Origin of the sequence: Paenibacillus zeirhizosphaerae, from assembly GCF_030705605.1 — a bacterium.
GTDB lineage: Bacteria > Bacillota > Bacilli > Paenibacillales > Paenibacillaceae > Paenibacillus > Paenibacillus zeirhizosphaerae.
Window position 1 is genome coordinate 748,024 of record NZ_JAPCKK010000016.1, and the last position, 16,822, is coordinate 764,845.

The following is a 16,822-nucleotide window of genomic DNA, read 5'->3' on the forward strand; positions in this document are numbered from 1 at the left end:
AGTAATAAGCATCACTATTATGGGATTTGCAGGAGAGTGGAAGCACTTCAGCGAATCATTGAAGTGGATGTCTAAATGATATACTTTTCTTAAGAAGGAGTGGAATTCATGTCAGTCAAACGCAAGCCGCCGACTCTGCAGCAAAAGAAAGAAGAGGTAAATAAAAAAGCAATTGTCTGGACTGCCGCAAGTCTGCTTCTCCTGATTTTGCTGATTGTAGTTGTCATCGTGCTGGCCAATGCAGGCAATCAATAGAGCCAGTGATAGATTCGGTTCGGATTGGTCTGGTTACTAACCTGCTTGCTTGTGTAACGAACAGCGGGGACAAGCTCCTGATCAGGCAGCCCGCCTGTCTGAATGGTAACCGGGGTGCCTGAAGGCACAAGAGCGAACAGCTCTTCCACGTCCTGCTTGCTCATACGGACACATCCCAAGGACTCATCCTTTTCGATGCTGTCCGGCTCGTTCGTTCCATGGATAGCATAGTTGGTATCGGAAAGCTGCATGCCTCGGCTGCCGAAATCCCCATCCGATTTGCCGTTTGGGTTCACGACCTTATCGGAGATTTCATAGGAGCCCTCCGGCGTTTTATTTCCCCCAAGCCCTACTTTATAGTTGCGGATCATTATATTGCCGCTTACAACCGCAAGGCGGTAATTGGACTTATCCACGATGATCCGCAAAGGCTCGGTGAAAGAAGGAGTCCCGTCCAGCGAAGAGGCAAGCGCAGTCCCCTCGGCTAATTCTGCAGAAGCATCTGCAGTCTGCGCATCGGCAAGGCGCTTTCTTAATGATGGAAAGGACGGCTTCATCCCCTCCGATACCCCGTCCATCACATTGTCAGGAAACGCTTTTGTCAGGTCTTGCAGATTGTCCGGGAGCCCGCCATATCGTTGGCGGTAGGCTATCAGCGAGCTGTTGAGAACGGCCAGTTCAACCTGACCGGAAGTCCAGGCTGTCGCCTGTGCCTTCAAGCCTGCGGCGTCCTTGGGCTCGCAATGACATTGCTTGGGATCGAGGGACTGCACCAGCACCTTTCCTCCGCCCTCTTTGTCCAGCCGGTACACAGTCTTCAACTGATCATCCCAGAGCAGCCAATTTCCTTCCTTCTTCATACCGAGAACAACAGTGCTCGCGGGAAGACTACCTTGACGGCTCAGGAGAGTGCCCACCTTCGTGGACATCGATTCAGGGGTGCTGTCTGCCGCCGTGAATTTAATCTCCGAGTTGGTGCTGCCCGCTGTCGGGCTCACCTCTTCTTTAGATGCTTCCTGTTCTATTACCTCATCAATAACTGCTGAAGTCTGCCGAATTTCAGGCACCACGCTTGCTGCTCCGCTTCCCGGAGAGATTGCTCCAGGCGCATGGGCTGACGGCAGCAAAATCAGCAGCCAAAACGAACAGCACACCAGCAGCTTACGAAGACGCATGTTTCTTTTATCCTGTGCATGAGCGATCTCGGCAAGCTTATTCTGATATTCCATCCATACATCCTGTGGAATCTGTTTTTTCTCAAACGCTTCGAATACTTCTCCGGCTTTATTGAAGCAATAGTTCGCTTTTCCTTCCTGTCCGCTGTTCTGATATTCCTTACCGAGCAAATACCAGCCCATTTTATTATCCGGATGCTTTTTTACATAAGTTTTAAGATGTGACGTATCGCTCACGGGAACCCCCAGTTGTCATTTGTCTGCAAACCCACCTATGTATATTTTTCGGTTATAGTTGTTATGCTTTACTTATATATCGGCAGCTCGTTCAAAAAAAATAAAATGACATCTCCCACCGCCTTTACGGTAAAAAGATGCCATTTCAAAGCTACGGCAGTGCTAGTATCGATTAGTTTTTATTAAAAGGCTCATCCGAGATCTTGATCGAATCCGTCGGGCATCCGTCGCAGGCATCCTGCATGTCATCATACAGGTCTTCATCTATAGCCATAATCCCGCGGTTATTATCCCCTTCATAGATCACTTCAGCAAGACCTTCATCATCATAATCAAAAATGTCAGGTGCAGTTGCGCCGCAGGCGCCGCAGGCGATGCACGTATCTTTCTCAACCCAAGTGTATTTAGCCATAGTATTCCCTTCCTCCTATACAATAAAACGAACCTAACTTTCCCGCTATAGAAACATATTAATACAAAAATATTGTGAATACAAATCATTTTGATTCTGCCAAGCATCCAGCTTCATTCCAGGGGCGGTAAATTATCTTTCTGCAGCGAGGTTCCTCGCAGCTTGCTGTTGCGAAGCAGAACGGAAGGATCGTCCCCCAACATTCCTGCCGTCAGAACAGCGTTCTCGCCAAATTTGTCACGCAGCGCATCCATCGCTTTGATCAGGTTTTCTTTTTTAGGCTGCTTCTCATACTCAAACAGATCTAGCTGTACTGCCGCTTCTTCCTTCGGTACAAGCTGCTGCAGCGTAATCCCGAGCAATCTTACGGGCTTCTCCTGGCTCCAGTGGCGTCGGTATAGCTCACAGGCTTCCTTATATATTATTTCAGCATCCTCCGTCGGGTTCTTCAACATTTGAGAACGGGTAAATGTCCGCATCTCAGGTGTCCTGATCGTAATCTGCACTCCGCCTGTCAGCATATTCTGACGGCGTAGCCTCCGCGCTACCTGATCACTGATATTAAGAAGTATGCGCCGAACATCCTCCGGCTTATTCACGTCCTGCGGAAGTGTTGTGGTGTGTCCAATGGATTTGTTCGGCTCCCTCTCCGTTCGGACAGGTGATTGGTTAACTCCGTTGGCGGCAAGCTTCATCCATGACCCGTTCACGCCAAAATGCTCAATCAGAAGCTGTTCATCAGCCTGAGCCAACTGTCCGATCGTCCGGATATTAAACTGCAGCAGCTTATCGGCCGTTTTGCGCCCGATTCCGAAGAGCTGGGCACAGGGGAGAGGCCATAGGACCTTCGGGACATCACGCAGCCGGAGAATGGATATTCCGTTTGGCTTTTTCATGTCAGAGCCCATTTTCGCCAGCAATTTGTTGGGAGCAATGCCGATTGAGCACGGCAGCAACAATTCCTCCGCAATGCGCTGCTGAATCGCTTCGGCAATCTCAATAGGAGTCCCGAACTGCTTGGAGCCCGTGATGTCAAGATAACACTCATCAATGGATGTAGCCTCCAGCATAGGTGTATAGGAATAGGCGATCTGCATGAAGGCTCTGGAGTACTGTCTGTAAAGATTAAAATCCGGCTGAATGATTATGAGAGACGGACAGATTCGGAGCGCCTGATTGACGACCATGCCTGTGGATATGCCCAGCTTGCGGGCTTCGTAAGAACAGGTTACAATAACCCCTTTGCGCAGCTCGCTGCTTCCTGCCACAGCGGTGGGGCGTCCCTTATATTTATGCGGCTCTTCCGCCGCGTGCACCGAGCAGTAAAATGCGTTCATGTCGACATGAAGAATGACACGGCCATCCGCAGGATAGTAGTCACTGACCTTTTTCACTCGCACCCCTTCTTACTCTGTATATTTCACATTTGCCGGGAATGATCCGAAGATATCATCAATAGTTTTATTTTACACCAGCTATATGTAAAATTCATGTCTCAGGCATCCCATTCTGGCGCAAAATATCTTTTTAGGTTACACTTTGGGACAATTAATTGATATAATTCTGAATTATATATTCTTCATTACACAAACGCTTTACTGTAATTTATTCCAATCCCAAATTTGTTTATGAGACGCCATTCCAAAGGAGGATCTTCATGTCAAAGACCATCTCCATCTTTGATACTACCTTAAGAGACGGGACCCAGGGAGAAGGCATCAGCCTGTCTGCGGACGATAAATTGAAAATTGCCAAAAAGCTTGATGATCTTGGTGTTCATTATATTGAAGGCGGCATCCCTGGCAGCAACAGCAAGGATATCGAATTTTTCAAGCGAGTTCAGCAGCTAGGACTGAAGGCCAAAATAACAGCATTCGGCAGCACCCGCCGTAAAGAAAGTGTTGCGGATCAGGATGCCAATTTGCAGCGGATCCTCCAGTCTGGAGCTCATGCAGCAACGCTGGTTGGAAAGTCATGGGATTTTCATGTGCACACCGCACTGCAGACCACTCTGGAAGAGAATCTCGCCATGATCTATGACTCCATCGCCTTCCTGAAGCGGAGCGGTATGGAAGTTATATTTGATGCCGAGCACTTTTTTGACGGGTACAAGCATAACCCCGAATACGCTGTGGCAGTCATGAGAAAAGCACAGGAAGCCGGTGCGGACTGGCTTGTCATGTGTGATACGAACGGAGGCTCCATGCCTCATGAAATTTATGAAATCGTGACGAGCCTTGGACAATCGGTCGAGTCGGCCCGTCTGGGCATTCATACGCATAATGACTGCGAATTGGCTGTTGCTAATGCTCTTACTGCAGTTCAGGCTGGAGCACGACAGGTGCAGGGCACCATGAACGGATATGGTGAACGATGCGGTAACGCTAATCTCTGCTCCGTGATCCCGAACCTGCAGTTGAAGCTTGGTTATGAGTGCATTCGCGAGGAACAAATGAAGCAGCTTACAAACTCCGCCCGCTATATCAGTGAGGTTGCTAATGTCAACATGCCAGTGAACCAGCCTTATGTCGGTAACGCAGCTTTTGCTCACAAAGGGGGCATTCACGTTTCAGCCATTATGCGCGACTCCCGCACCTATGAGCATATTGCCCCAGAGACGGTTGGCAACAAACAGCGTGTCCTTGTATCCGAGCTGGCCGGACAAAGCAACGTGCTGTCCAAAGCGAAGGATATCGGCGTCCATTTGGACCCAAGCAGCGAAGAAGCCCGCTCCGTCATCGACAAAATCAAGGAGCTCGAGCACCAAGGCTACCAGTTCGAGGGAGCTGACGCCTCGCTGGAGCTGCTGATCCGTGAGGCTAACGGTGAAATGAAGGAGCTGTTTACCTTCGAGTCATTCAAGGTTCTGGTGGAGAAATCCGCCGGCAAGGCCGTCGTCTCGGAAGCATTCGTCAAGCTGAACGTTGCGGGCAGCAGTGTGTACACCGCCGCAGAGGGGAATGGACCGGTTAATGCGCTGGACAATGCGCTGCGTAAAGCGCTGGCCCAATATTTCCCTGCCCTGCGGGATATGCATTTGTCCGACTATAAAGTTCGTGTGCTTGATGAAAAAGACGCTACTGCAGCGAAGGTTCGTGTTTTGATAGAATCGAAAAACTACGAAAATACGTGGAATACAGTCGGCGTTTCCGGCAACGTGATCGAAGCTAGCTGGGAGGCGCTGGTGGACAGCTTCCGCCACGCCCTGCTTTCTGAGAACATCGAGCCTCCTCCTTCCGGAAGCGCCGTTTCCTCTAACGGGATTGTAAATCATTAGTATATTCTCTCCGTTAAAATTCAGGGGTCACATGATGTGGCCCCTGAATTTTTTTCATTTCGTCTCAGACTCCTCTATCAGCTTCTGAATTTTTTCTTCCAGTTCTGTTTTGCTGTACACGCCTAGCAGCACCTCACGCACTGTTCCCTTCCCATCAATTAACACACTAGTAGGAAAAGCCGCCCCACGATAGATATCGAATACATCCCCTGATTTGTCCAGCAGGATGGGATAAGTTAATTTAAGAGATTGTACAAATTTTCTAACATCCTCCTGACGGTCGTATTTGGTCACATTGATCCCATACACATCAAGGCCAGTCTTGTATTTGGATGCCAGCTCATTCAGCATCGGCGCTTCCATCCTGCAGGGATCACACCAGGAGGCCCAGAAGCTCAGTAGCTGTATTTTACCGTTCCCCCTACCTACCGTGTATGTTTTGCCGTCCAATCCCTTCAAATTGCTTTCAGGCGCCTTAGCCCCTTCCTGAGCCATCACCGGTGCTGCCTCTGCTATTGGCATATTACCAAAGACTGATGTGAACGCCAGCGATGCTATCATGACCGCTGCCACAATGCTAGTGCCTATCGTGTTAATGGCTCTGATCCTTATACGCATATCCTTCTCCTTTGCATGTACGTCCATAAACGTTTTTCTTAACAGTCTCCCCTTTTCCCCTTTTTTTATATCCTGTTCTGTTCATCCCTACAGTCCTTGCATGATCTCAAGTTAGACGGGTTACATTACAAACTACAGAATGATGAAGGGACTGGTACCATGAACGGAACAAGAGGCAGGGGCAGATGGCTGCCAGATGGAAGACCGCTCCGAGGCCGACACATCAGCCATATCCAGCACAATGAACAGAATAAAGAGAAATCCTCGAAAGGCGGAGACAAGCGGAAGGAATATACGGCTTTGGCCAGCGTCCCCCTCGTTCTGGTGCTGGGCAACTCGATGCTCGTGCCGATTTTGCCTGAGCTGCAAAGCAAGCTGCACATCAGTCAATTCCAAAGCAGTCTGGTGATCAGTGTCTTTTCCATTGCTGCAGGAATCATCATCCCCATCTCCGGTTATTTATCAGATCGTTTCTCCCGCAAAGCTGTCCTTATTCCAAGTCTTATTTTGTATGGTAGCGCAGGCATCCTGGCCGGGATGGGCGCAGTTTGGAACTCCTACACCATTCTGATGAGCGGCCGGGTCTTGCAAGGGATGGGGGCGGCAGGCACCTCCGCCATTGCTATGGCCCTCGTGGGAGACATGTATAAAGACGGCACCGAGTCCCAAGCTCTCGGCTTAATTGAAGCAGCCAATGCAGGCGGCAAAGTATTAAGCCCGGTACTAGGTTCACTGCTGGCTTTAATCGTCTGGTATGCTTCCTTCTTTGCCTTTCCCGTTTTTTGCCTGCTCTCGTTGCTCGCGATTATTTTTCTAATCCACGAGCCGAAGAACAAGCGCCCGTCAGTCCCTATCGGCGAATATGTCCGCAATATATTGAACGTGCTGAAGCAAAAAGGCAGATGGCTGCTGAGCTCTTTTTTTACAGGAGCTGTAGGACTGTTCATTTTATTCGGAGTCCTGTTTTATTTATCCGATAAGCTTGAAGAACCACCTTACGATATCGACGGGGTAATGAAAGGGCTGATATTGGCGATTCCGCTGCTAGGGATGGTAACGACCTCCTTTATAACAGGGTCCAAAATCAAGAAAAACGGTGTTGTCATTCGTAGATTGACCATGACCGGACTGCTTACGATGGCTGTCTCAGAAGCTGTCGCCATTTTTACCGACGAAAACATCTATCTTCTGATCGGGCTGCTCACGTTAGGCAGTATTGGAACCGGTTTGCTTTTGCCATGTCTAAATACGATGATCACCGGTTCAGTTGAAAAGAACCAACGCGGGATGATTACCTCACTGTATAACAGCCTGCGTTTTTTGGGCGTTGCCTTTGGGCCTCCACTCTTCGGCTGGCTGATGGGAATCTCACATGCAGCGGTGTTCGGCACCGTAGCCGTGCTCTCTCTCCTTACCTTCTTTCTTGCCTTCAAGCTGATTAAGCCCTCAGCAACGGTCCAGTAATGGCCTTCCCCTTGCAGCCGCTCCCTTTCCGCATTAGTATTAGACATGTCTAAAAATGAAAAAAAGCTCCCATACAGGGAGCTTCTATAAAGGGAGCAGATATACCATTGACTTTGGTCTATTCTTCGGTGCAGATGTCCTCCACGCTTCTAGAACGCCTTGAGCAATATGTCCTCTCATGTCTCCCGCAGGAAGGCTGCGGTGCATTGTTGGGCCATACCGAGCGGGGAAATGTACATATTACAGAGTTTATTCCCATTCCGAACATTTCACCTGATCCGTATCATCATTTTGAATTTGACGGTCCGACATGGGTAAGATGTGTAATACAGGAACAGGCACTAATCGGCATATTTCATTCTCATCCCTCTACGGCCCCGGTTCCATCCAGAGAGGACTTACAACAGCTCCAATTGTTCGGAACGGGAATGATCGCCTATTTGATCACAGGTGCCCGAGATTCATCCCAGTCGTACACCGAGGCCTATCTGGTCAATCCTATTGCCACACTTCCTCTGTTACTCACCTTAAAACCCGTACCTTTACGCGTGACTTAAATGATTGTATAGGTCGGCCAGATTGGTTACGCCTCGCTTCATAATTTCCTTCATGTAGCAGACCCATAATTGCGCGGTCATCTTTGCGTCCTCCAGCGCATGGTGTCTGCCCATGACAGGTATGCCTTTCGAATTGAGCAGATCATCCAATGCATAGCTGAAAGGCCGGGGATCCAGCCATTTGGCTAACATCATGGTATCGATCACCCGATGAGTCAACTGAACCTTGGACGTTTTCCAAAGCGCAGCATTCAAAAAAGCTTTATCATGAGAGCTTGCATGGGCGACAAGCACCCTGCCCCCGACAAATGACATAAAATCATGCAGTCCGTCCATCAGAGCAGGCGCATCATTACACATTTCCTGGGTAATACCTGTCAATTGGGAGATATGCTCCGGAACCTGTATACTCGGTTTAACCAGCGTATAGAACTGTTCCTTCTCCATAATCGTATCACCCACCACACGCACAGCGCCGAAAGATAAAATTTCATCTCCATGCTGTGGCGAGAAGCCGGTGGTTTCCAGATCAAACACCACGGTTTCCAGCTTTTCCAATGGAGTCCGCATGGCTTCCGACCGGCGCTGTTCACGAGCGAGTGAACGAATGAATGCCATTTGCTGCGCGGTCGGGGCCCCCAACACGGAAGCAATAGCTGACGGCATACCGCCCTGACGGAACACACTCCAAAATCCGCTGCCGCCCCTAACCGGCTCTTTCATAATTTTCTCCTTTCCATAAAGCGCAACTGTCTCTGCAACGCCCTGTGCATCCTTCTGACTACAGTAAGACTTTCCCGGAGCTCATACCATAACACACGCTGCTTCAACTGTTGAACAGGCATATATCCGCTGCTGACCAGAAGCCCATCCTTCTCCTTGTAAGGAGTACTGTTTCTGAAATGGAGGGCTATTAAAAAAGCTCGCTGACAGGAATCCAGCAACGGAAAAGGAGCCGCTTCGAGCGAAGCCAGTTTTTTCAGCCTTCTTAATGTCGAGGTTTCCGTTACGCCATTTTGCAGCGCCATGAACCTGACAGCGTTCACCAGTGGAATATAACAGCCGTATTTAATATCGAAATCTCCGGCATGCTCACCGAAGCGTTCGGTCACAATTTGACCCAGAATGTTCAAGGTTGCTTTATGCTTGACCGTATTGCGAAGAACTGCCCCAGCCAGTCCGGGATCCTTGCGAAACACCTCGCTGAAGGCTTCCTTCCACTGTCTGGACAAGCCTTCATCCCCCGCGATATGTCTCATGTCCGAAGCGATAATCAAATGCCGGATCGGATCCCAACTGTAATCGGAGCTCCACTCTTCCAGTTGCCTCCTCCACTCCGTAACCTCTTGCCGCCATAAAGGCTCGGAGCTCATGACCTTGCCTTCACATTTCTGATAACCAAGCCCCTCGAGCATATCGGAAAGGCGTGATCCGAAGGCGGCAAAATATGCTTCCTTGCCCTCGCCTGCTTCATCGCTAATAATCATTCCATTATCCTGATCGCTCCAGAGCGTAGATTCAGAGCGCCCCATACTCCCGAAAGCTATAAAGGCATAAGGGACGGGAGGAGGGCCAAAGCCATCCTCAACCATCCCTTGTTCGCATAACTGTACAGCTTTTACGGATATTGCATCATGCATTTCATTAACCTGCTTGAGCCAAACCTCCGTAGAAGCTCCCGCCCTTATTTCCAGCAGGTGATGCTGGGCATCGATCCTTGCCTGTCTCAGCGAATCAGGCGAATCGGCGTTATGAATCGCCTCAAATGATATTTTGCACGCCTCTGTGCGCTGCGATTCCATACCGCCAGCCTCCCCGCTCGACTCCATCCATCAAAATTAGTTCAACGTACCTTTCTTAGCATCAGCAAGGAGCTTCATTTGCTCTGGATAACCGTATGTGCCATGTTCACTCATATCCAGACCCATCGTTTCTTCTTCTTCGGTAACACGAATGCCCATCACAGCTTTCATCGCACCAAGAATAATGAAGGAGATGACCAGAACGAATGCGAATGTGCCGACCAGACCAAGCAACTGCACACCCAGTTGTCCGAAGCCGCCGCCATAGACCAAGCCCGCTTGACCTACACCCGTAATTTCAACCAGCTCAGGCTTTGCAAAAATCCCCGTGGATATCGCCCCCCACATCCCTGCAACACCATGCACGGAAAACGCGTAGATCGGATCATCAATACGTCTGCGCTCCAGCCATTGGGCCGTGAAGAAAGTGATGATACCTGCAACCGCACCGATAATGACAGCCGCCCATGGAGCTACAAATGCACAGGAGCCTGTAATCGCTACGAGTGCCGCCAGCACGCCATTCAGCATGCTAGGAATATCCGCTTTGCCGAAGACCATCCAAGATACGGCCAGAGCGAAGACTGCACCGGCAGCAGCCGCGATATTGGTTGTCAGAGCCACATAACCGAAGAAGCCGTCATTCATAGCAGATACTGCACTGCCCGGGTTAAATCCGAACCAGCCGAACCACAGAATAATTACACCGAGAATGGAGTACACCTGATTGTGTCCAGGAATTACATTCGGCTTGCCGTCCTTGTTGTACTTGCCAAGACGCGGTTTCAGCATGATCGTCGCCACAAGCGCAGCCGTTGCACCTGTCAGATGGACTACCGTCGAGCCTGCATAATCCTGCATGCCGAGCTGACCGAGCCAGCCGCCGCCCCATACCCAGTGAGCTACAACGGGATAGATCACAATAGAGAACAAAATGCCGAACACAATATATACGCTCAGTTTAGCCCGTTCAGCCATACCGCCACAAGCAATCGCTAGGGAAATGGCGGCAAAAGCAAAGTGGAACAGGAACATGATTGTTACAGGAACATCATAAGCGGACAAAGAATCAAAAGATGGCGCCGCATCAGTCCCGCTTACAAAGAAGCCCGTAAGTCCCATAAAACCATTGCCATTATCATTACCGAAACCAAGACCAAAGCCCAGTGCCCAAAACGCAAGGGCAGATACGCCAAGCGTCAAAACCGTTCTGCCGGCCACATGACCAGCATTCTTCATTCTTGTGGATCCCGCTTCAAGCAGTGCAAATCCGGCCTGCATGAAGAAGACGAGGATAAACGCCAGGAAAGTGAACGCAGAGTTCAAGCCGGCCTGGAGTTGAACATTCGTAGGACCTTCCTCCGCTGCAAACGCCCCGACCGGAAAAGCCAGAATCGTTAGTAGGGCAAGCAGTGGTATTAACCATTTTTTCTTCATCAAGAACACTCCCCTTAATGTTACTTATCTTTACATATCGTGAAATCGTTAATGTCATTATAATCAGAAGATAAGAAAGTTGACAAGTGAATTTTTTTGAAAAGAATGAAAAAACATGAACAGGCTTCATACCTATGTCTATAAGTCCTTTTTCCCTGCTCGTTTTCCCCTATGAAAGTGTGACGTTTGACTGTACGGTTGCCGATCATGTATCATTTATATTAACGAAGCCGCTGTCTGTGGGGCCAATGATTTATAGGAATCGCGAGGTGAGCGCAAATGGGGATATGAAGCTGTACCGAATCGGCGAGCTTGCCAAAGCTGCCGGAGTTAGTGAGCGTACAATCGATTATTATACGAAGCTGGGACTGATTGCTCCCGAGGAACGCTCTTTAAAAAATTACCGCCTATATAGTGATGAAACCTTGAACAGGCTTGAGCGTATTAATCAAATGAAACAAGAGAAATATAGCTTGGAGGAGATCAAGCAGACACTAGTGAAATGGAGCGGGGTATGCAGCGAGGAACAGGTGAGCGACAAACTTACTACCCTAGAAATGCATATGCAGCGCCTGGAGCGAGAAGTGAATGAATTACAGCCTCTTCTGAAGCAGTTAAAGCCGGTTCAAGCCCGCAAGGTGCTTACCGGGCTTCTTCCGCAGAGCGCAGCCTGTATTGAGGCACTGAAGTATTTACTCGAACACAGCATGTAGTAGGCATTCTACTACAATTCTACTTTTCTTTGGAGGTAATTGAATATGTTTAGCGGCATGTATCTTTTGGTAATCATCGCCTTTATCTTTTCGTTGTGGGCGCAATTTCGTGTCTCTGGCACGTTCAAGCGCTGGGCCAAGGAACGCAACCAAAGCGGAATGACCGGTTATGACGCCGCCCGACACATGCTGGATTCCAACGGACTTCATGATGTGCCGATTGAGCCGGTGAGAGGTACGCTCTCAGACCATTATGACCCGATTCACCGAGTGGTAAGGCTGTCTGAGCCCGTCTATTACGAAAGCTCCATCTCCGCTATATCCGTTGCCTGCCACGAAGTGGGTCATGCTATCCAGCACAAGGAGCATTATCCGTTCTTGACGATGCGGCACCGTATTTTCCCGGTGGTGAACATCGCTTCCGGCATCGCGCCATTTCTGCTGATTGCAGGGATGCTGTTCAGCTCTTTTAATTTGATTGGTCTGGGAATTATTTTCTTCTCGGCTACCGTTGCGTTTCAGTTGATCACACTTCCGGTTGAATTTAACGCCTCGAACCGGGCTCGTGAAATTATGGTTTCTGAAGGGTACATCCGGAATGATGAAGAACGGGGTGTAGCTAAGGTGCTTAACGCAGCAGCTCTGACATACGTTGCGGCGGCACTGGTCTCTCTGCTCGAGCTGATTCGTCTGATCGGGATCTTCAATAACCGCGAATAACGGCAATATGAACTAAAATGAAGGGTGCCCTGAGCCAATGGCTTGAGGCACCCTTCATCGTGTTGCATCGTCTGCATCCTAAGTATCTTGCTCTTGTGTTGCACTATTATTATACTTCAGCCCAAAATAATTCAGCAAAAAAGTTCGGAATGATTGCGCAACTAAAGGAAGCTTGCCGTCTGTCCGGTGAATCAGCCCGATGGTGCGGGTCACTTTCGGCTCCGATATTTTCACTCTGGCAGGCTGAAGGCGGTTCGTCTGAAAGAGCGCCATTTCGGGAAGTAAACTTACTCCCATACCGGCCGCGACCAGACCGCGGATCGTATCGGTCTCCTCCCCTTCAAAAGAGACATGCGGCGTAAAACCTGCCTGGATGCACGCCTCCCACACGATAGGCCGTAGTGAGTAACCGCTTCCGAATAATATAAACTTCTCATCCTTCAACTGCTCCAGCCGGATGCTCTCTTCCCCTGCTAGCGGATGATTCGGGGGCAATATGGCATCAAGCTCCTCCGTCAGCACAATATCGCCGCCTATTTGTTCATGGCTGTGCGGAAAGGGCGATACAAACGCCAGATCGATCTCGCCTGACAACACATCCCGAATCAATGTGGGGTACATCCCCTGCTTAAATCGGAATTTTACATTAGGATAACGGTTTCGAAACTCTGCCACGACTGAGGGAATCAGATGAATACCCAAACTGTGTGGAAATCCGATTCGAATTTCGCCATTTTCGGGATCCAGAAACTCATGAACCTCCACCACCGCACGTTCAAGATCCTTCATGATGCCCTCCACCCGCTTGCAGAAGAGCTGCCCGACAGGAGTGAGTTGTAAATTCCTGCCTTTTTGCATAAACAAATGCACGCCCAGCTCCTCTTCCAACTGATGAATCTGCCTGCTTACTGCAGACTGCGCAACATGAAGCTCTTCTGCTGCTTGCGTTACGTGTTCTTTCTGGGCTACCTTCACAAAATACTGCAACTGTCTTAGTTCCACTTCGCTTTATCGCTCCATTCTATTTACCTTCTACGGTATGCTCATCAGGCCCGGGTTCGACGCTTGAACAAGCGGATCATGACTCCATAAATAAAGAATCCGCTGATCAAGCCTCCGAAGTGCGCCATCCAGTTGATGTTAGCCATGGCTACCGAGAAGAGAACACCTATGATCAGCAGGGAATACAACGTTTTTCTGGACGCCTCATCCATAAGATGACGCTGGAACAAGGCAATGTATAAAAACGCTCCGTATACTCCATATATAGCACCGGAAGCGCCTACCGAAATGGTGATTTGCCCAATCGATGTATAATAGGCATCAGACAGGATGTTCCCCACAATACCTGCGCCCAAATACAAAACAAGATAGCGTACGGAGCCGAGAAGCCTTTCCAGGGGCGGCGCGAACACCAGAATGGCAAACGAGTTAAATAGCAGGTGACTGAAGCCCCCATGCAGAAAAATAGCAGCCCCATAGCGCCAGTACTGTGTACTATAGTCCTGCCAATTCACCTGAGCCCCGAATTCAATCAGCGTCTCATTGGTAAATCCCCCGTTCAGCAGCACCAGCCCCGCCATAATCAGATTGGCAAGCAAAATGAGGCAAGTAACGGGATAATAACGAATATAATTCTTCCAGCTTTCATAGCGCAAAAAAATCAATATGAGGCCCCTCTCTTTAATGCCGTTTTCTCACAAGTGGACATCGTCTTTGTACTTCGATAGACGTTTTTCATATAGAAGATTATAATTGATTTTGGCACCAATAACCAATGTTATAAGGAGGAAATACAATATGACCCAGGAACGTACTGGCGTTGCTACCTTCAAAGGAAATCCAATCACACTCATTGGCCCCGAATTGAAGGCGGGCGACAAAGCCCCAGATTTTATACTGAACAAAGATCTGCTGGAGGAAACTTCATTGAAGGACTTTGCCGGCAAAATCAAGCTGATCAGCGTAGTCCCTTCTCTGGATACAAGAGTTTGCGATGCGCAGACCCGACGTTTTAACGAGGAAGCAGCAGGCCTGGGAGACCAAGTTGCCGTGCTGACCATCAGTGTGGATCTGCCGTTCGCCCAAGCGCGCTGGTGTGGAGCCGCCGGAATCGACCGTGTCATCACCTTGTCCGATTATAAATATCACTCCTTCGGCGAAGCTTACGGCGTATTCATTAAGGAGCTTCACCTGGACATGCGTTCCATCTTTGTCATTGATGCCGACGACAATCTTGCTTACGTGGAATATTTGGGCGAAATGGCCGACCATCCTGATTACGAGAAGGCACTTGAAGCCGTAAAGAAGCTTATTTGATCAACAGCCCCTCAAAATAAAATAAGCGAGGAAGGTCTGTCCTTCTCTCGCTTATCAACTTTATATTGATATGCTTCGCTCATTACTCGCGCATTCTGTAGGCACCGATTTTTTTATCCAGCACGCTGTACAACTGCAAGATGATACGGTAATTCGCCCCCAGATCACCCATGGAGCCCCGTGAGGCGGAGTAAATATCGATCGCGCTGCGCACCGGGGAGACCGAAAGAACAGAGACGGTAATATCGATGGTGCGACCAAAGGCCGTACGTTTCTCCAACGTAATTTCCCCTACCGAGGATACCTCATGCAGCACCTTGAATCCGGGTATTTTTTTTAAGGTCGATGAGACTTCTTCCCACGCCTTGTCCCTCGATAAATTATAGTATCGTGTTTTGAGCAGAGGATCCTTCACTTTGTCACCCGTTCCTTCGTGACTGCGGATAATCCCTACAAGCGTCCTTTTCAACGACAACACATTTCCTCCTTCACCCTCACCGTGCCCCTGCGGTATTCTCTGCCGATACGTAAAGCACTCATTTGATTGCAAACGCTTTAAAACATACTGAACTTACGAACCCTTCTCTTAGGCAGACGGTATTTTCCATTCCATATTAACAGTTTATCATTGTTACATAACAAAAAACACCCCTGTTTCTTCGTAAAAGAAAAGAGGTGTTCTCGTTTAACAAATTGTACCCGCCGATGCCGTCCGACCATAGTGTCTTCTGAACCTGCTTCAGCAGGTGGGTGATCGCAGGAATAGCATTTGAAGTCCCCATGTCAAAAGTGACAGGGCTTTTCAGCCGCTTCCCATGTAGATCTCCCTAGACAATGTCATTGGTTCAAAACAACGAATGGTCGTAACGTACACAGCAGGAGGTGTTACTACGTATTATAGACGTTTCAACTTAAAAAGTAAATATTGACGATTTATGTTTTATTTCTTCGTTTCCTCTACCGCCGTTTCTTCCCCTTCCGACTCCCCGTTGATCTTCTGCTTCTCCAACTGCTCCTGCATTTTCATAAAGGTTCCGTAGAAATTAAAGAAAGCAAACCATGCGATCAGGCAGGGGACAAAGAAAATAAACAGCACAGGATAACGAATTCCTATATATACAAGGACAGCACTGCCGAGCAGTGTAGAAAATACGCGGAATGGTCTGATCAAAGTCAGCAGGATCGCGTTTTTAATAATTTGCCCGATGGTCATGTGATAATGCGCCACCATAGAGAAAAAGTTAAACATCGACACAAATAGGATAATCAGCAAGATCAGCATAATTACACCGATCATCTGCAGATTCGGAAACTGTGTCATATACACGGTATAGTCCACATACATAACAACTGTCAGCAGGGTGTAAAACAGCCCCCCCACCAGGCTTTGCTTATAATTCTGTTTATATCCCGAGAAAAAGGTGCGGAATACCGGTATATCGCTATCCCCCATCACCCATTTTCGCACTACGGTGAACATGGCAGCCGTTGCCGGAAATAAAGTAAGCGGTGCCACGATCGCCATCGCCCAGTTCATCTGCAAGGACTCATTGGTCAATTGCTGGCTCATGACGATCAGCTTCATGACGATAAAGAACAGAAAAGGCGATGAGCAAAGCGCCCACAGCAGGTTGGTGGCAGCAAATCGTGTGATCCATTCCGTCAGACGATAAATGCCGCCCATTGCTCCCTTGAATTCCAATTTAGTCTCCCCCTCAGCGGTTACCAATCTCTTTCAGCTATTATTTATACTATAACTTAATTGGCCCCTTTTCCGCCAGCGTAATCAAGAACTGAGGCTGTTTTGCATGATGTCCGTATTAGCCTAGGTTGTCC

At 48.9% G+C, this 16,822-nt stretch carries 18 protein-coding genes and 1 other RNA gene; 7 read left to right on the plus strand and 12 right to left on the minus strand.

Annotated elements, in window-relative coordinates; all coding sequences use genetic code 11:
• Nucleotides 1-108 precede the first annotated feature (108 nt).
• Nucleotides 109-255 (plus strand): hypothetical protein, encoded by a 147-nt coding sequence (locus OIN60_RS13145; protein WP_305755300.1) that lies wholly within the window; start codon nt 109-111, stop codon nt 253-255.
• Here the strand turns inward: OIN60_RS13145 and OIN60_RS13150 are convergent.
• From OIN60_RS13150 to OIN60_RS13160, 3 genes are all read right to left on the minus strand, one after another.
• Nucleotides 249-1,667: a L,D-transpeptidase gene (locus OIN60_RS13150; RefSeq protein WP_305755301.1), complete on the minus strand. Its 1,419-nt coding sequence runs from the start codon at nt 1,665-1,667 to the stop codon at nt 249-251. The two genes, OIN60_RS13145 and OIN60_RS13150, sit on opposite strands and share 7 nt — an antisense overlap.
• Before the next feature lie 172 nt (nt 1,668-1,839).
• Entirely contained in the window at nt 1,840-2,079 is a 240-nt protein-coding gene (locus OIN60_RS13155) for a ferredoxin (protein ID WP_305755302.1), read from the minus strand.
• Nucleotides 2,080-2,192: 113 nt separating this feature from the next.
• Nucleotides 2,193-3,473 carry a DNA polymerase IV gene (locus tag OIN60_RS13160; RefSeq protein ID WP_305755303.1) on the minus strand — a complete coding sequence of 427 codons (1,281 nt, stop codon included), beginning with the start codon at nt 3,471-3,473 and terminating at the stop codon, nt 2,193-2,195.
• A 263-nt stretch (nt 3,474-3,736) separates the two neighbouring features.
• Between OIN60_RS13160 and cimA the strand changes: the two genes are divergently transcribed.
• The gene (gene cimA, locus OIN60_RS13165; RefSeq protein WP_305755304.1) at nt 3,737-5,356 is read left to right on the plus strand and encodes a citramalate synthase; all 1,620 of its coding nucleotides are present in this window, start codon (nt 3,737-3,739) and stop codon (nt 5,354-5,356) included.
• 54 nt (nt 5,357-5,410) lie between these two features.
• Here cimA and OIN60_RS13170 read toward each other — a convergent pair whose 3' ends face one another.
• Nucleotides 5,411-5,974 (minus strand): TlpA family protein disulfide reductase, encoded by a 564-nt coding sequence (locus tag OIN60_RS13170; protein WP_305755305.1) that lies wholly within the window; start codon nt 5,972-5,974, stop codon nt 5,411-5,413.
• 159 nt (nt 5,975-6,133) lie between these two features.
• On the opposite strand from OIN60_RS13170, the gene OIN60_RS13175 reads away from it, so the two are divergent.
• Together OIN60_RS13175 and OIN60_RS13180 are read left to right on the plus strand one after the other, a co-directional pair.
• Complete coding sequence (locus tag OIN60_RS13175; protein WP_305755306.1) at nt 6,134-7,438, plus strand: MFS transporter; 1,305 nt, start codon at nt 6,134-6,136, stop codon at nt 7,436-7,438.
• Nucleotides 7,439-7,545: 107 nt separating this feature from the next.
• Nucleotides 7,546-7,995, plus strand: a complete 450-nt coding sequence (locus OIN60_RS13180) for a M67 family metallopeptidase (RefSeq protein ID WP_305755307.1) — start codon at nt 7,546-7,548, stop codon at nt 7,993-7,995.
• Here OIN60_RS13180 and OIN60_RS13185 read toward each other — a convergent pair.
• The 3 genes from OIN60_RS13185 to OIN60_RS13195 are packed head-to-tail and all read right to left on the minus strand — an operon-like array spanning nt 7,981 to nt 11,234.
• Nucleotides 7,981-8,718 (minus strand): exonuclease domain-containing protein, encoded by a 738-nt coding sequence (locus OIN60_RS13185; RefSeq protein ID WP_305755308.1) that lies wholly within the window; start codon nt 8,716-8,718, stop codon nt 7,981-7,983. The genes OIN60_RS13180 and OIN60_RS13185 overlap by 15 nt on opposite strands.
• Nucleotides 8,715-9,797, minus strand: a complete 1,083-nt coding sequence (locus OIN60_RS13190) for a DUF294 nucleotidyltransferase-like domain-containing protein (protein WP_305755309.1) — start codon at nt 9,795-9,797, stop codon at nt 8,715-8,717. The genes OIN60_RS13185 and OIN60_RS13190 overlap by 4 nt, the downstream gene beginning before the upstream one ends.
• A 36-nt stretch (nt 9,798-9,833) precedes the next feature.
• A complete protein-coding gene (locus OIN60_RS13195) occupies nt 9,834-11,234 on the minus strand; it encodes an ammonium transporter (RefSeq protein WP_305755310.1) in 1,401 nt (466 codons plus the stop codon).
• Between the two features lie 287 nt (nt 11,235-11,521).
• Between OIN60_RS13195 and OIN60_RS13200 the strand changes: the two genes are divergently transcribed.
• Both OIN60_RS13200 and OIN60_RS13205 read left to right on the plus strand, forming a co-directional pair.
• On the plus strand, nt 11,522-11,947 hold the full coding sequence (locus OIN60_RS13200; RefSeq protein ID WP_305755554.1) for a MerR family transcriptional regulator: 426 nt from the start codon (nt 11,522-11,524) through the stop codon (nt 11,945-11,947).
• A gap of 45 nt (nt 11,948-11,992) precedes the next feature.
• Nucleotides 11,993-12,667 (plus strand): zinc metallopeptidase, encoded by a 675-nt coding sequence (locus tag OIN60_RS13205; RefSeq protein WP_305755311.1) that lies wholly within the window; start codon nt 11,993-11,995, stop codon nt 12,665-12,667.
• A gap of 78 nt (nt 12,668-12,745) precedes the next feature.
• Here OIN60_RS13205 and gltC read toward each other — a convergent pair whose 3' ends face one another.
• Together gltC and OIN60_RS13215 are read right to left on the minus strand one after the other, a co-directional pair.
• Entirely contained in the window at nt 12,746-13,669 is a 924-nt protein-coding gene (gene gltC, locus OIN60_RS13210; protein WP_305755312.1) for a glutamate biosynthesis transcriptional regulator GltC, read from the minus strand.
• 44 nt (nt 13,670-13,713) lie between these two features.
• On the minus strand, nt 13,714-14,334 hold the full coding sequence (locus OIN60_RS13215; RefSeq protein ID WP_305755313.1) for a rhomboid family intramembrane serine protease: 621 nt from the start codon (nt 14,332-14,334) through the stop codon (nt 13,714-13,716).
• Nucleotides 14,335-14,467: 133 nt separating this feature from the next.
• Between OIN60_RS13215 and tpx the strand changes: the two genes are divergently transcribed.
• Entirely contained in the window at nt 14,468-14,986 is a 519-nt protein-coding gene (gene tpx, locus OIN60_RS13220; protein ID WP_305755314.1) for a thiol peroxidase, read from the plus strand.
• 82 nt (nt 14,987-15,068) lie between these two features.
• Here tpx and OIN60_RS13225 read toward each other — a convergent pair whose 3' ends face one another.
• The 3 genes from OIN60_RS13225 to OIN60_RS13235 all read right to left on the minus strand — a co-directional run bounded on the left by OIN60_RS13225 (nt 15,069) and on the right by OIN60_RS13235 (nt 16,688).
• On the minus strand, nt 15,069-15,461 hold the full coding sequence (locus OIN60_RS13225; RefSeq protein WP_305755315.1) for a DUF1499 domain-containing protein: 393 nt from the start codon (nt 15,459-15,461) through the stop codon (nt 15,069-15,071).
• Nucleotides 15,462-15,678: 217 nt separating this feature from the next.
• Nucleotides 15,679-15,871: non-coding RNA, 6S RNA (ssrS, locus tag OIN60_RS13230), on the minus strand.
• Between the two features lie 55 nt (nt 15,872-15,926).
• Nucleotides 15,927-16,688, minus strand: a complete 762-nt coding sequence (locus OIN60_RS13235; RefSeq protein WP_305755316.1) for a YesL family protein — start codon at nt 16,686-16,688, stop codon at nt 15,927-15,929.
• Nucleotides 16,689-16,822 lie beyond the last annotated feature (134 nt).

What these genes read in the sequence shown, in the direction of transcription:
- OIN60_RS13145 (WP_305755300.1), top strand. Translation starts at nt 109, where the DNA reads ATGTCAGTCAAACGCAAGCCGCCGACTCTGCAGCAAAAGAAAGAAGAG.
- OIN60_RS13155 (WP_305755302.1), bottom strand. Translation starts at nt 2,079, where the DNA reads ATGGCTAAATACACTTGGGTTGAGAAAGATACGTGCATCGCCTGCGGC.
- cimA (WP_305755304.1), top strand. Translation starts at nt 3,737, where the DNA reads ATGTCAAAGACCATCTCCATCTTTGATACTACCTTAAGAGACGGGACC.
- OIN60_RS13170 (WP_305755305.1), bottom strand. Translation starts at nt 5,974, where the DNA reads ATGCGTATAAGGATCAGAGCCATTAACACGATAGGCACTAGCATTGTG.
- OIN60_RS13175 (WP_305755306.1), top strand. Translation starts at nt 6,134, where the DNA reads ATGAACGGAACAAGAGGCAGGGGCAGATGGCTGCCAGATGGAAGACCG.
- OIN60_RS13185 (WP_305755308.1), bottom strand. Translation starts at nt 8,718, where the DNA reads ATGAAAGAGCCGGTTAGGGGCGGCAGCGGATTTTGGAGTGTGTTCCGT.
- OIN60_RS13190 (WP_305755309.1), bottom strand. Translation starts at nt 9,797, where the DNA reads ATGGAATCGCAGCGCACAGAGGCGTGCAAAATATCATTTGAGGCGATT.
- OIN60_RS13195 (WP_305755310.1), bottom strand. Translation starts at nt 11,234, where the DNA reads ATGAAGAAAAAATGGTTAATACCACTGCTTGCCCTACTAACGATTCTG.
- OIN60_RS13200 (WP_305755554.1), top strand. Translation starts at nt 11,522, where the DNA reads ATGAAGCTGTACCGAATCGGCGAGCTTGCCAAAGCTGCCGGAGTTAGT.
- OIN60_RS13205 (WP_305755311.1), top strand. Translation starts at nt 11,993, where the DNA reads ATGTTTAGCGGCATGTATCTTTTGGTAATCATCGCCTTTATCTTTTCG.
- tpx (WP_305755314.1), top strand. Translation starts at nt 14,468, where the DNA reads ATGACCCAGGAACGTACTGGCGTTGCTACCTTCAAAGGAAATCCAATC.